Genomic DNA, 13,692 nt, shown 5'->3' with positions numbered 1-13,692 from the left:
ATACTTACGAAGATATGTTTTATTTAATGTTTATCCGTTTTTAAGGAGGAAAAATGAAAAAAAGATTATTGGCCATCACTATGGCAACACTTATGGGATGCTCACTTATAGCTTGTTCTTCAGGCTCATCAGAAACCAAGACAGATACTTCTTCAAAGGCTGAGGAAAGTAAAGGCAGTGAAAGCAAGGCGGATGAGAGTAAAGCGGATGCCGGTGAAAAAAAGGATGCAAAAAACTTTAAGGTAGGTATGGTTACTGATGTAGGCGGAGTCAATGACGGCTCTTTCAACCAGTCAGCATGGGAAGGACTTCAAAAAGCACAAAAGGAACTTGGTATTCAGGCAAAATATGTTGAGTCAAAGACTGATGCTGACTATATTCCAAATATTGAGACCCTTGTTGATGATGACTATGACCTTATCATCTGTATAGGATATCAGCTGGCTGATGCACTCAAGACTGAGGCTGAGGCAAATCCTGATAAGAAGTTTGCTATAGTTGATGATTCATCAATTAAGCTTGATAATGTGGCTTGTCTTATGTTTGAACAGGCACAGGCTTCTTATCTTGTAGGTTATGTGGCAGGCAAGACAACCAAGTCAAATACTGTAGGTCTTGTTATAGGTATGTCAACAGATACTATGAATGAATTCGGATACGGTTATCTTGCAGGTGTGAAGGATGCCAATAAGGATGCAACTATATTACAGAACAATGTAAACAGCTTTGCAGATACGGGTGCAGGTAAGACAGCAGCCAACAATATGGTTGCAAATAAGGCTGATGTTATTTTCCATGCGGCAGGCGGTACAGGTCTTGGCGTTATTGACGGATGTAAGGAAGCAGGTATATGGGCTATCGGTGTTGACTCCGACCAGTCAAAGGTTGCACCTAAGACTATTCTGACTTCAGCTATGAAGAGGGTTGATATTGCTGTATATGATGAGGCTAAGGCGGCTCTTGACGGTGAATATAAGCCGGGTGTTAAAACTTATACTCTAAAGGATGGCGGTGTTGATATCGCACCTACAACCGACAATCTTGACCCTGAGCTTCTTAAGGAAGTAGAGGGTGTAAAGGCTGATATAATTTCAGGAAAGACAGTTGTACCGAAGGTAAAGGCTGATTTTGAAGCCAAGTATGGTGATATCTACGAGCTTGACTGATTTTATTAAGGGCAGCAAGGATTTGCTGCCCCCTTAAATATATCTATGAATTTCGTAGGTATATTTAAGGGTAGACCCTTATAGAATGGAGAAATATGAGAGATATAAGCTTAGACAGAGTAAATGAGATTAGAGAGAGTATGCTTGAGACTGTAAAGAGTCCAAGCCTTACTCATGAGCAGAAAGTGGCTACAATGGCAAACCATGCAGATTCGCTGCTTGAAGTACTTGATTTGCCGAAAGGGTTGGATGAGTTACTTAATGCGGATATAGACAGTCAGTGTATATGTGATTTGTTTGAAGGGCATGCCCCGCTTAGACCAAGATATATAATACCTGACTATGCGAAGTTTATGAGAGAAGGAAGTAAGTTTCTTCAATTGGATCCGCCTAAGGATTTGTATGAGGCATTAAATTCATTACTTATTTTCTATCGCCATGTTCCAAGCGTAACCAATTTTCCGGTATATGTAGGTCAATTGGATGAACTTTTGGATCCTTTTGTACAGGATATGGACAGAGATTTGGCAAAGAAAATGATAAAACTGTTCTTTGTAAATATGGACAGGACCATTTTAGATTCATTTTCACATGCAAATATCGGACCTAAGGATACATTGGCAGGAAGGATAATACTTGAGGTGGAGGCTGAACTTGAACAGGCTGTGCCGAATATCACCTTAAAGTATGATCCTGATGTAACAAGTGACGAGTTTGCATTAACGGCGATAAATACGGCGCTACACAGTGCAAAACCGTCTTTTGCAAATCATAAGATGTTTAGCAGTGAGCTTGGTGAAAAGTATGTTATTGCAAGTTGCTATAACGGACTTTTGCTTGGCGGCGGTTCATATACACTTTCAAGAATGATATTGGGAAATATTGCAAAGAGAGCCAAGGATATTGAGGACTTTAAGACAAATACTTTGCCATATATGATGGATATAATGGCAAGATATATGGATGAAAGAATAAAGTTTGAGGTTGAGGAGAGCGGTTTCTTTGAAAATAATTTCCTTGCAAAAGAGGGCTTTATAAAAAGAGAGAGATTCTCTGCAATGTTCGGCCTTGTAGGTCTTGCGGAAGCTGTAAATATTCTCCTTGAAAAAGAAGGAATAGAGGGCAGATACGGCCACAGTGATATAGCTGATAAACTTGCTGTAGAGATAATGGATATAATAGATGATTTTAACAAACATCATTTTAACAAGTACTGTGAGGGTACACATGGTCATTTCCTACTTCATGCACAGGTAGGTATAGCAAGTGATGTTAAGGTATCCCCGGGAACAAGAATTCCGATAGGTGAGGAGCCTGAAAATCTTATAGACCACCTGAAGCACTGTGCAAAGTTTCATAAGTATTTTCCGTCAGGAACAGGTGATATATTCCCGATAGACCTTACAGTACATAAAAATCATGAGTATGTACTGGATATTATAAAGGGTGCAATGAAAGAGAATATCAGATACCTTTCATTTTATTCGTCAGATTCCGATGTAATCAGAATTACAGGTTATCTGGTAAAGAGATCCGAGATAGATAAACTTGAAAAGGGAGAAAGTGTACTTCAAGATACTACAGCACTTGGAATGGGTGCAAAGCATAACGGAAAGATACTTGAGAGGAAAGTACGTTAGTGTACAGTGCCGATATCAACAAGATAATACCTTTCAGCAGTGTGGACGGACCGGGCAACAGAACGGCTATATTCCTACAGGGCTGCAATTTCAACTGTAAGTACTGTCACAATCCTGAGACAAGAAATCTTTGTATAAATTGTATGGACTGTGTGCCTGTCTGTCCTGCTGCCGCACTAAGTGATAAAGACGGCAAGGTAATCTTTGCAGCCGAAAAGTGTATAGCTTGTGATAACTGTATTAAGGTTTGTAAGCATGGGGCTACACCCAGGATAGTCAGAATGACCTCCAAGGAGACCTTTGAAAAGATATGTGAAAATGTTCCTTTTATCAGAGGAGTTACTTTCTCGGGAGGTGAATGTACACTTTATCCGGATTTTATGAGGGAGGTATTTGTCCTTTGTAAACAAATCGGATTAGGTACAATGATAGACAGCAACGGTAGTATAGATTTTAAAAATTTTAGTGATTTATTGGAAGTTTGTGACGGGGTAATGCTTGATATAAAGGCATATGATTACAATGAGCATATAAAAGTTACAGATGTAGGAAATGATATTGTACTTAAGAATGCAAAGTATCTGGCAGGTATGGGAAAGCTTTTTGAAGTGAGGACTGTAGTTGTACCGGAGCTGTTTGACTTTAGAAAAACTGTTGATAATGTATCAAAAGAGCTGGCTCCGTTCCTTAAAATCTCAAATATAAGATATAAGATTATTTCCTACAGAAAAAACGGCGTCAGAAAAGAGTACAGAGACTATAAAAGTCCGACAAATGAAGAGATGAATGAAGCCAGGGAGATAGCAATAAAAAACGGCTTTAGTGATATTGTGCTGATATAGTAAGTATCTAAAAGGGCTTAAAGGATAAGGAGGGAGAATGGACATAGCTGTCGAAATGCAAAATATAGTCAAAAAGTTTGGCGATTTTGTTGCAAATGATGGTATCAATCTCACAGTGAAAAAGGGTGAGGTTCATGCTATTTTGGGAGAGAACGGTGCCGGCAAATCTACGCTTATGAATATTTTATATGGTTTATACCATCCCACATCAGGGAAAATATTTATAGACGGCAAGGAAACTGTTATCGGTACTCCGCAAAGAGCGATAGATTTGGGAATAGGTATGGTACATCAGCATTTTATGCTTATACCGCCTTTTACTGTTACGGAAAATATTGCACTTGGCATGGAGGACACTAAGGGTCTTGTATTGGATTTGAAAAAGTCCCGAGAGAAAATAGTGGAACTTTCAAAAAGGTATGGTCTGTCAGTGGATCCTGATGCCAAGGTTGAGGATATATCGGTAGGGATGCAGCAAAGAGTGGAAATTTTGAAGGTACTTTATAGAGGTGCAAAGACTCTTATACTTGATGAGCCTACCGCTTCACTTACACCGCAGGAGATACTTGAACTTATAGATATCATAAAGAGTCTTACAAATGACGGAAAGTCTGTAATACTTATCACACATAAGCTGAAGGAAATAAAGGCCTGTGCGGATTCATGTACCATTATCAGACATGGGAAGTATATAGATACAGTTGATGTAAAGACTACAAGTGAAAATGAACTGGCAGCTATGATGGTAGGCAGAGATGTCTCCTTTACTGTAGAAAAAGAAAAAAGAGAGCCGGGTGAGGTGGTGCTTTGTGTAAAGGATCTGTGTGCTAAGGACTACAGAAAGGCGGATATACTCAAATCGCTTTGTCTTGATGTAAGAAGAGGTGAGATAGTGGGTATTGCCGGAGTGGACGGCAACGGTCAGTCTGAACTGGTAGAGATACTCACCGGATTAAAGAAGGCGGAGTCGGGAACTGTGACCATACTTGGAAGGGATGCTTTTAATGTTACGCCGAAACAGAGTTTTGATATGGGCATTACAAGTATACCTGAGGACAGACAAAAGCATGGACTTGTACTTGATTTCAGTGTGGCGGAAAATCTTATACTGCAAAATTTTGAGAGTGAGCCTTTCTCAAAAAACGGTATATTGAATGAAAAAAATATAGAGGCTCATGCTGATAAACTTATAGAAAAGTTCGATATAAGACCGAAGGACAGTGCAAAAAAGGCGGCAAAGACTCTGTCAGGTGGAAACCAGCAAAAGGTAATCATAGCCAGAGAAGTGACAAATGACTCCGATCTTTTGATTGCGGTCAATCCTACAAGGGGTCTGGATGTCGGTGCTATTGAGTTTGTACATAGATATTTGGTGGAACAAAGGAATAAGAATAAGGCGGTTTTATTGGTGTCATTTGAGCTTGATGAGATTATGAATCTTTCAGACAGAATAGAAGTTATATTCGGAGGCCGGATTACAGGTGAGGTCTTAGGGGAAGATGCGGATGAGAAGGAGCTTGGGCTTTTGATGGCGGGAGGAAAAAAGGATGAGTAGGAAAAACAGTATACTTTCAAGCAATGCTTTTTATACTCTTTTATCAATAGTAATAGGTTTTATAGTAGGTGCGGTTTTGCTTGCTGTGGCAAAAATAAACCCGCTTGAGGCATATGTACAGCTTTTTAACGGTATCTTCGGTAAACCGAAGTTTATGATTTGGTGCCTGATATATGCGGCCCCGCTTATATTTACAGGGCTTAGTGTTGCATTTTCATTTAAAACGGGAGTCTTTAATATAGGTGCGGAAGGGCAGTTTGTTGTAGGTTCACTTACAGCCTGTGTACTGGGTATTCTTATAAAGGCACCTGCAATCATTCATGTGCCGCTTTGCTTTATAGGCGCGGCAATTGCAGGCGGTATATGGGGATCAATAGTAGGTCTTCTTAAGATAAAAAAAGGTGTAAATGAAGTTTTGTCATATATTATGTTTAACTGGATTGCATTCTATTTTTCAAACTTTATAGTGAATTTGACAGTGATACATAAGGAAAGCGGTGGTGAGGCTACAAAGGATATTGCAAGTACTGCAAGGATTCTTGCACCTAAGTCTATAATAGCTGCAACGGGAGCTTCCGCTGCAAACTGGGGATTTGTAATAGCAACAGTATTTGCAATAGCTGTATGGTTCATTATAAATAAGACTACACTCGGATTTAAGCTTCGTGCGGTAGGTTTCAGCAACAGTGCGGCAAAATATGCAGGTATTGATACCGGCAAATCTTTTCTTACTGCAATGGCATTTTCAGGTGCTTTAGCAGGTATCGGAGGTGCGGTGCAGTTGATGGGTATGAGCGGAAGGATATCACAGTTTTCAGGTCAGGAGGGATACGGCTTTCAAGGAATAACCGTAGCACTTATAGCTTCTTCCAATCCTATAGCTTGTATATTTGCAGGGATATTCTATGGTGCAATGAAATATGGAGGAAGCAAACTTTCACTTGTTAATGCGCCTTCAGAGGTTGTAGATATTATTATGGGTGTAATCATATTGTTTATTGCAATATCAAGTTTGTTTAGAAATATTTTCTTAAACCATGGAAAGAAGGGAGCGGTATAATGGAAGTTTTAATAAAGGATTTAGGGCTTTTGATAAATGCTATATTGATAGCAACGCCTCCACTTCTTTTAGCGGCTCTCGGGTCATGCTTTTCTGAAAGAAGCGGTGTTGTAAATATCGGTATTGAAGGTATGATGACAATAGGTGCATTTGTAGGTGCATGTGTAGCATATTTTAGCGGAAACGGTTGGCTCGGATTTTTTGCGGGCGGACTTAGCGGTGCAGTGCTTGGAGTTATTCATGCTGTAGCCTGTATACAGTTCGGAGCGGATCAGACTATATCAGGTACTGCGATAAACTTTATAGGACCGGGACTTGCGGTATTTCTTTGCAAGGCGATATTTGATAATTCATCAGATTCACCTGCACTTGATACAGCCTCAAAGCTTCCAAAGATGTTTGAAGGAATGTTTCCGTCAGGCTCCTTTGGCTACAATGTTTTTTCAACATATTCGGTGGCATATATCAGCTTTATACTGGTTGCAGCGGTATGGTTTGTATTCTACAAGACAAAGTTCGGAATGCATCTTAGAGCTGTAGGAGAACATCCGCAGGCTTGTGCCACCTTGGGTGTTAATGTATATCGCACAAGGTATATCTGTGTGGTACTTTCAGGTTTTCTTGCAGGACTTGGCGGAGCCTTTGTTACGCTTGCTACAGTAAGCCAGTTTAGACCGGCAGTAATAGTCGGACAGGGCTTTATTGCAATTGCAGCAGTTATTTTCGGAAAGTTTACTCCACATGGTGCATTTAGAGCTTGTCTGCTTTTTGGACTTTGTAACGGTATCAAGGCATTACTTGGAGCAGGCAATGCGGTATCACCGAACTTAGTTTCTATGATTCCATATGTAGTGACAATCCTTGCACTGGTATTTGTAGTAGGAAGTACAAGGGTGCCGGCGGCAAACGGTAAGCCTTTTGTAAAGGCTAGATAGGAGGAGTATGTTATCAACCAAATTATTTGACCATACAATATTAAAGGCGGATGCCACAAGAAAAGATGTAAAAAGAGTGTGTGACGAGGCTATGGCATATAGCTTTTGTTCAGTATGTGTGAACTCGTATTATGTACCGTATGTTGCAAATCTTTTACATGGAAGTGATGTAAAAATCTGTAGTGTAGTAGGCTTTCCTTTGGGAGCAATGTCTACAAGGGCAAAGGCGCTTGAAGCAAAGATTGCCGTGATGGACGGTGCAGATGAGATAGATATGGTAATAAATATAGGAGCTTTAAAGGACAGAGACTATTCTGTAGTTTTGGAAGATATTAAGGCTGTAAAAGAAGCTTGTGAAGATAAGACTTTAAAAGTTATTATAGAAACCTGCCTGCTTAATGATGTTGAGAAGGTAAAGGCATGTGAACTTGCAAAGGAAGCAGGAGCCGATTTTGTAAAAACGTCTACAGGATTCAGTACCGGAGGTGCAAAGGTAGAGGATGTCAAACTTATGAGAGCGACTGTAGGCCCTGATATGGGGGTAAAGGCAAGTGGAGGCATTCATGACAATGAGTTTGCAAAGGAGTTGGTAGAGGCAGGTGCCAACAGACTTGGAACAAGTGCTACAATACAGATAGTGGAAGCAGCCTTTTATGATATGGGATAAAACATGAATAAAGAAAAAATTTTAAAATTGCCGAAGCTTGATTTACACTGTCATCTGGACGGTTCACTTTCACAGTCATTCCTTGAAAGTACTCTTGGGAGAAAATTCAGTGTGGATGAACTTTCTGTAAGCATGGAGTGTTCAAGCTTGGTGGAATATCTTGAGAAATTTGATATTCCGCTAAGTGCTATGAATTCAAAGGAAAATATAGAACAGGCAACTATAGAGGTGATGAGGTCGGCAGCGGAGGAAAATGTGAGGTATATTGAGATACGGTTTGCCCCGCTTTTATCCGTTACGGACAGTTTAAGCACTGAGGATGTGATTGAATCTGTTATATCAGGTCTGAAGGAAGGCTACAGGCTGTATGGCATCTATGGAAATGCCATATGCTGTGCTATGACTCATCATGATATAGAGGCAAGCAAGTCAATGTTTAAGATTGCAAGAGAATATTATAAAGACGGCGTGGTAGGTCTCGATTTGGCAGGTGATGAGGCAAATCATCCTATAAAAGAGTTTAGTGAGTTGTTTAAATATGCCAAAGATTTGGGTATGAACTTTACAATTCATGCAGGTGAGGCGGGACCTAAGTCCAATATAGAAGGTGCTATAGAGTACGGTGCCAAACGAATCGGACATGGTATTGCTATGAGAGATGATGAAAAACTTTTAAAACTTGCAAAGGAGAAGCGTATCGGTATTGAGATGTGTCCGATAAGCAATTATCAGACTAAAGCGGTGGGTAAAAAGGATATTTATCCTTATTCAGACTATATAAAAAGAGGCCTGCTTGCAACTGTCAATACGGATAACAGATTGGTAAGTAGTACAAGTATTACCGATGAGATATTATTTTTGCAAAAAAAGAATATGATAAATGATGATGAGATATTACAGGGAATAAAGAATGCAATAGAAGTTTCATTTGCAAGTGATGATATTAAGGATATGCTTTTAAAAGAGCTTGGCAAACAGGTATTATTATGAAGAAATATAAGAGAATTTTTGTTGTTGTTTTGGATTCTTTAGGTATCGGCGCAATGCCTGATGCGGCTAAGTTCGGCGATGCAAATACCGATACCTTCGGACATATAGTAAGAGAATACGGCAAGCTGAATATTCCAAACTTAAAGAAACTTGGAATGTACAATCTTCATCCGGTAACCGGAGAGAGCGGAGTGGAAAATCCTCTTGGAAGATTTTGTAAAATGGAAGAGATGAGTAACGGTAAGGATACTATGACAGGTCATTGGGAGATGATGGGTCTTAGAATCGAAAAGCCGTTTCAGACATTTACAGATACAGGCTTTCCAAAAGAGCTTATAGATGAACTTGAAAAAAGATGCGGTAAGAGAGTAATAGGTAACAAGTCGGCTTCAGGCACAGAGATACTTGAAGAGCTTGGAGAAGAAGAGATAAATACAGGAGCAATGATAGTATATACATCTGCCGATTCGGTACTTCAAATCTGTGGAAATGAAGAGACTTTTGACCTTCAAAACCTTTACAGATGTTGTGAGATTGCAAGAGAACTGACAATGAAAGATGAATGGAAGGTCGGAAGAGTTATTGCAAGACCTTATATCGGTAAGAAAAAGGGTGAGTTTAAAAGAACTTCCAACAGACATGACTATGCACTGAAGCCTTTCGGCAGAACCGCTCTCAATGTATTAAAGGATAACGGATTTGATGTTATATCTATCGGAAAGATAAATGATATATTTGTAGGAGAGGGTATTACAAAGGCATATCACTCCGATTCAAGTGTACATGGTATGGAACAGACAATTGATATGCTCTTAGAAGATTTCACAGGTCTTTGTTTTACAAATCTTGTGGATTTTGATGCACTTTGGGGGCATAGAAGAGATCCCATAGGCTATGCAAAAGAAATTGAAAAGTTTGATATAAAACTGGGAGAGTTCCTTGAGAAAATGAATGAGGATGACCTGTTGATACTGACGGCAGACCATGGAAATGATCCTACTCATACCGGAACAGATCACACAAGGGAGGCGGTATTTTTTATATCATATTCAAAAAAGTTTGACGGAGGAAAACTGTTTGAGCCTACGGACACATTTGCAGTAATAGGTGCAAGCGTGGTAGACAACTTTGATTTGGAGATGCCGAAAAACACTGTAGGATACAGTATCTTGGATAAGCTGTAAGGGAGGCTTTATGAATTCGATTTTTGAAAAAGTAAGAAAAAGCTATGATTATATCAGAACTGTCACAGATTTTACACCTGATGTTGCTTTGGTACTTGGTTCAGGACTTGGTGAGTTTGCAAAGCATATGGAAGTGGAATGTGAGATACCTTATTGTGATATTGAAAGTTTCCCTGTGTCCACGGTAGCAGGTCATGACGGAAGGTTCCTCTTCGGTACTGTGGAAGGTGTAAAGACAGTCATCATGAAGGGAAGAGTGCATTACTATGAGGGCTACCCTGTAACTGATGTTGTACTCCCTACCAGACTTATGATAATGCTCGGTGCAAAGAAACTTATACTTACCAATGCGGCAGGTGCTGTAAACAAAGATTATAAGCCGGGAGATTTGATGCTTATTACAGACCATATCTCGACTATAGTTCCTTCACCTCTTATCGGTGAGAATATAGAGGAGTTTGGCACAAGATTCCCTGATATGAGTCATGTATATTCACAGAGGCTGCTTGATGTGGCAAGAAACTCTGCAAAAGAAATCGGTATCACTTTAAGGGAAGGCGTGTATATGCAGTTTAGCGGACCTGCCTATGAGACACCGGCAGAGGTAAAGTTTGCAAGAACTTTGGGTGCCGATGCTGTAGGTATGTCAACAGCTATTGAAGCAATAGCTGCCAATCATATGGGAGCGGAGATTTGCGGTATCTCATGCTTTACTAATATGGCGGCCGGAATCCTTGATAAGCCGTTAAATCATAAAGAGGTATCGGAAGCGGCAAATAAAGTTTCACATATTTTTGAGGGACTTGTAAAAAATATAATAAAGAGTATGTAAGAAAGGGAGGTGAGAACCTCCTTTTTAGTGAAATTATAAAAGGATAAAAAAATAAAAAATGTTATAGGATTTGATATAATTAAGATAACATTATGGGCGTGTAGTATTTGAATCATAAGGGCAGAAATTTTGATAGAAGTGAATATTATTTCAATTCTTTTGCCCTTGTCTTTTTTGTGAATTCATTATAAAATAGTTAAAGATTGTTTTGTATTTAACAATATAATTTATGGAGATAAATGGAGGTTAGTATATGGCTCAAACAGGCGTTTTGCCTATGAAACGAATTGAAGAATTGCTGGATACCGGAAGTTTTGTGGAAATTGGCTCATATATAAGTGCAAGGAACACAGATTTTAATCTGTCAAATAAAGATACTCCAAAGGACGGAGTGTATACAGGTTACGGTACGATTGACAGTAAGTTGGTATATGTATACAGTCAGGATGCCGCAGTGCTTGGAGGCTCTATCGGAGAGATGCATGCCAAGAAGATAGTTTCACTGTATGAGATGGCAATGAAGACGGGAGCACCTGTTATAGGACTTATTGACTGTGCGGGACTTAGACTTGAAGAGTCATTTGATGCTTTGGATGCATTCGGAAAGATATATTCGGCACAAGTAAAGGCAAGCGGAGTGATACCGCAGATACAGGCCGTCTTCGGTCTTAGCGGCGGAGGAATGGCTGTAAGCAACGGGCTGAGTGATTTTGTATTTATGGAGCGGGACAAAGCAAAAATATTTGTAAATTCTCCTAATGCAATTGATAAAAACTCACAGGATAAAAATGATTATTCAAGTGCAAAGTTTCAGTCCGAGGCAACGGCACTTATAGATTTTACCGGAACTGAAAGCGAAATACTCTCAGGTATCAGAGAGCTTATATCCATACTTCCTGCAAATAATGAAGATGATATGTCATATATGGAGTGCAACGATGATTTAAACAGAGTTACACCTGAACTTGAAGCCGGTATAAAGGATCCGGCGGTTGCCGCAAAGATAATTTCAGACAGTTTCTATCTGCTTGAAGTAAAGAAAAATTTTGCGAAAGAAATGTTTACAGGATTTATCAGATTAAACGGCAATACTGTCGGTGTTATAGCCAACAGAAGAACTTTGTTTGATGAGAACGGAGAGACTCTACAGGAATTTGATAATGTGTTGTCACATCAGGGTAGTGATAAGGCGGCTGAATTTATAGACTTTTGTGATGCATTCAATATTCCGCTTTTGACATTGGTAGATGTGAAGGGATATAAAGCTACAAAGTGTACTGAAAAGAGAATACCGAAGGCAGGAGCAAGGCTTACATATGCATTTGCCAATGCTACAGTTCCGAAGGTGACTCTTATAGTGGGTGATGCAATAGGAAGTGCGGCAATTTCAATGAACTCAAAATCAATCGGTGCAGATATGGTATTTGCATGGGAAAGTGCAAAGATGGGCATGATGAATGCAAGTGAAGCTGTAAAGATTATGTATTCAAAGGAGATTGATACAAGCAGTGACGCGGTGGCAACTATTGAAGAAAAGACTAAAGAGTACGAAAATCTGCAAAATTCTGTAGTATATGCTGCAAGAAGAGGATATGTGGATGATATTATCACTGTAGCGGATACGAGAAAGAGAGTTTTGGCTGCATTTGAGATGCTTTTTACAAAGAGGGAAGAAAATCCATATAAGAAGCATGGGTCATTTTAGAGGTGAATCATGAAAAGGATGAAAAGATTTTTATATTTATGTCTGTTTATGATTGTATTGTTTGCGCTTGGTGCCTGCGGAAAGAAAAGTGACATTACAGGTGAGATGACTGAACAGTTGAAAAAACAGGGTGAAGCACTTTTAAATCAGCTCTATCAGATGGATGATGCTCAGCTGGCTCAAGTAATTAATGATACTGAAAAAGGAAATCAAAATCAGCAAGCATTCTTAGAAGGGCTTAAAAGCTTTCAGTCAAGTAGAAAGACAGTTGGAAGCCTACAGGGTATTGATAAAACTGATGTTAAACTTTCTGACGGAAATTATGTTGTTAAGATAAAATATACAGGTGATAAGAGAAAGTCTGAGATGACACTCGGATTTGATATAAAGACCAACAATGTAACAGTATTTTCTATTACACCCAAATATAGTGTAGCTGAAAATATGGAAAAGGCTGCACTGAATACTGTACTTGGAATGGGAACAGTGTTTATTATACTTATTTTCATATCATTCCTTATAAGTTTGTTTAAGTATATCAATATATTTGAAAATAAATTAAAGACTAAGGCAAAGGAAAAACCTGTAATTGCTGTAGCCGATTCAGAAAAGAGCGGTGAAAATCTTTGTGATGACTTGGAACTGGCAGCGGTTATTACGGCGGCTGTAGCTGAGTTTAGCGGTAATGATGCGTCAAACTTAATTGTTCGCTCAATAAAGAGAGTTAAAAGATAGTGGAGGTTAAAATGAAAAATTATACTATTACAGTAAACGGTAAATCATATGAGGTATCTGTAGAAGAAAAGGGCGGTGTAAGCACTCCCGCAGTACAGGCATCTGCGGCACCTGTAGTTAAGCCTGCTGCACCTGTTGCAAGTGGCAGTGAGGGCAGAGTAAAGGTGGCGGCACCTATGAGCGGTAAGATACTTGGAATTAAGGTAAGTGTAAATCAGGCGGTAAAAAAGGGTGAAGTGGTAGCCATACTTGAGGCTATGAAGATGGAAAATGATATAGTGGCACCGGAAGACGGTACTGTTGCAGGCATAAATGTAAATGTTGGAGACAGCGTTGAGACTAATCAAACTCTTGTAACACTTAACTAGTAACCGGAGGAGA

The 13,692-nt window shown here is 39.4% G+C and carries 13 protein-coding genes; all 13 read left to right on the top strand.

The window, feature by feature from the left end; all coding sequences use genetic code 11:
• The first annotated feature begins 53 nt into the window (after positions 1-53).
• The 13 genes from HMPREF0381_RS09210 (at position 54) to HMPREF0381_RS09150 (ending at position 13,679) form a co-directional block, all read left to right on the top strand.
• Entirely contained in the window at positions 54-1,166 is a 1,113-nt protein-coding gene (locus HMPREF0381_RS09210; RefSeq protein WP_008751695.1) for a BMP family lipoprotein, read from the top strand.
• Between the two features lie 95 nt (positions 1,167-1,261).
• Positions 1,262-2,806 (top strand): YjjI family glycine radical enzyme, encoded by a 1,545-nt coding sequence (locus HMPREF0381_RS09205; protein ID WP_008751694.1) that lies wholly within the window; start codon positions 1,262-1,264, stop codon positions 2,804-2,806.
• On the top strand, positions 2,806-3,648 hold the full coding sequence (locus HMPREF0381_RS09200) for a YjjW family glycine radical enzyme activase (RefSeq protein ID WP_008751693.1): 843 nt from the start codon (positions 2,806-2,808) through the stop codon (positions 3,646-3,648). Before HMPREF0381_RS09205 ends, HMPREF0381_RS09200 begins: the two co-directional genes overlap by 1 nt.
• Positions 3,649-3,685: 37 nt before the next feature.
• Entirely contained in the window at positions 3,686-5,203 is a 1,518-nt protein-coding gene (locus HMPREF0381_RS09195; protein ID WP_008751692.1) for an ABC transporter ATP-binding protein, read from the top strand.
• Positions 5,196-6,263, top strand: a complete 1,068-nt coding sequence (locus HMPREF0381_RS09190; protein ID WP_008751691.1) for an ABC transporter permease — start codon at positions 5,196-5,198, stop codon at positions 6,261-6,263. Before HMPREF0381_RS09195 ends, HMPREF0381_RS09190 begins: the two co-directional genes overlap by 8 nt.
• Positions 6,263-7,198 carry an ABC transporter permease gene (locus tag HMPREF0381_RS09185; protein ID WP_008751690.1) on the top strand — a complete coding sequence of 312 codons (936 nt, stop codon included), beginning with the start codon at positions 6,263-6,265 and terminating at the stop codon, positions 7,196-7,198. The genes HMPREF0381_RS09190 and HMPREF0381_RS09185 overlap by 1 nt, the downstream gene beginning before the upstream one ends.
• Positions 7,199-7,205: 7 nt before the next feature.
• Entirely contained in the window at positions 7,206-7,865 is a 660-nt protein-coding gene (gene deoC / locus HMPREF0381_RS09180; protein ID WP_008751689.1) for a deoxyribose-phosphate aldolase, read from the top strand.
• Between the two features lie 3 nt (positions 7,866-7,868).
• A complete protein-coding gene (gene add / locus HMPREF0381_RS09175; protein WP_008751688.1) occupies positions 7,869-8,855 on the top strand; it encodes an adenosine deaminase in 987 nt (328 codons plus the stop codon).
• The gene (locus tag HMPREF0381_RS09170; protein WP_008751687.1) at positions 8,852-10,039 is read left to right on the top strand and encodes a phosphopentomutase; all 1,188 of its coding nucleotides are present in this window, start codon (positions 8,852-8,854) and stop codon (positions 10,037-10,039) included. Before add ends, HMPREF0381_RS09170 begins: the two co-directional genes overlap by 4 nt.
• Before the next feature lie 10 nt (positions 10,040-10,049).
• The gene (locus tag HMPREF0381_RS09165) at positions 10,050-10,871 is read left to right on the top strand and encodes a purine-nucleoside phosphorylase (protein WP_008751686.1); all 822 of its coding nucleotides are present in this window, start codon (positions 10,050-10,052) and stop codon (positions 10,869-10,871) included.
• Positions 10,872-11,124: 253 nt separating this feature from the next.
• Entirely contained in the window at positions 11,125-12,576 is a 1,452-nt protein-coding gene (locus HMPREF0381_RS09160; protein ID WP_008751685.1) for an acyl-CoA carboxylase subunit beta, read from the top strand.
• Positions 12,577-12,585: 9 nt separating this feature from the next.
• Positions 12,586-13,311: an OadG family protein gene (locus HMPREF0381_RS09155; RefSeq protein ID WP_008751684.1), complete on the top strand. Its 726-nt coding sequence runs from the start codon at positions 12,586-12,588 to the stop codon at positions 13,309-13,311.
• Between the two features lie 11 nt (positions 13,312-13,322).
• Positions 13,323-13,679 carry a biotin/lipoyl-containing protein gene (locus HMPREF0381_RS09150; protein ID WP_008751683.1) on the top strand — a complete coding sequence of 119 codons (357 nt, stop codon included), beginning with the start codon at positions 13,323-13,325 and terminating at the stop codon, positions 13,677-13,679.
• The last annotated feature ends 13 nt before the right edge of the window (positions 13,680-13,692 follow it).

Source organism: Lachnoanaerobaculum saburreum DSM 3986, from assembly GCF_000185385.1.
Lineage (GTDB): Bacteria > Bacillota > Clostridia > Lachnospirales > Lachnospiraceae > Lachnoanaerobaculum > Lachnoanaerobaculum saburreum.
The sequence above is the reverse complement of the archived record's forward strand: the minus strand, read 5'-3'. Positions and strand labels throughout refer to the sequence as shown.

Excerpts from the sequence above, each read along its gene's own strand:
- HMPREF0381_RS09210 (WP_008751695.1), top strand. The coding sequence starts at position 54 with ATGAAAAAAAGATTATTGGCCATCACTATGGCAACACTTATGGGATGC.
- HMPREF0381_RS09205 (WP_008751694.1), top strand. The coding sequence starts at position 1,262 with ATGAGAGATATAAGCTTAGACAGAGTAAATGAGATTAGAGAGAGTATG.
- HMPREF0381_RS09195 (WP_008751692.1), top strand. The coding sequence starts at position 3,686 with ATGGACATAGCTGTCGAAATGCAAAATATAGTCAAAAAGTTTGGCGAT.
- HMPREF0381_RS09190 (WP_008751691.1), top strand. The coding sequence starts at position 5,196 with ATGAGTAGGAAAAACAGTATACTTTCAAGCAATGCTTTTTATACTCTT.
- HMPREF0381_RS09185 (WP_008751690.1), top strand. The coding sequence starts at position 6,263 with ATGGAAGTTTTAATAAAGGATTTAGGGCTTTTGATAAATGCTATATTG.
- deoC (WP_008751689.1), top strand. The coding sequence starts at position 7,206 with ATGTTATCAACCAAATTATTTGACCATACAATATTAAAGGCGGATGCC.
- add (WP_008751688.1), top strand. The coding sequence starts at position 7,869 with ATGAATAAAGAAAAAATTTTAAAATTGCCGAAGCTTGATTTACACTGT.
- HMPREF0381_RS09170 (WP_008751687.1), top strand. The coding sequence starts at position 8,852 with ATGAAGAAATATAAGAGAATTTTTGTTGTTGTTTTGGATTCTTTAGGT.
- HMPREF0381_RS09165 (WP_008751686.1), top strand. The coding sequence starts at position 10,050 with ATGAATTCGATTTTTGAAAAAGTAAGAAAAAGCTATGATTATATCAGA.
- HMPREF0381_RS09160 (WP_008751685.1), top strand. The coding sequence starts at position 11,125 with ATGGCTCAAACAGGCGTTTTGCCTATGAAACGAATTGAAGAATTGCTG.
- HMPREF0381_RS09155 (WP_008751684.1), top strand. The coding sequence starts at position 12,586 with ATGAAAAGGATGAAAAGATTTTTATATTTATGTCTGTTTATGATTGTA.
- HMPREF0381_RS09150 (WP_008751683.1), top strand. The coding sequence starts at position 13,323 with ATGAAAAATTATACTATTACAGTAAACGGTAAATCATATGAGGTATCT.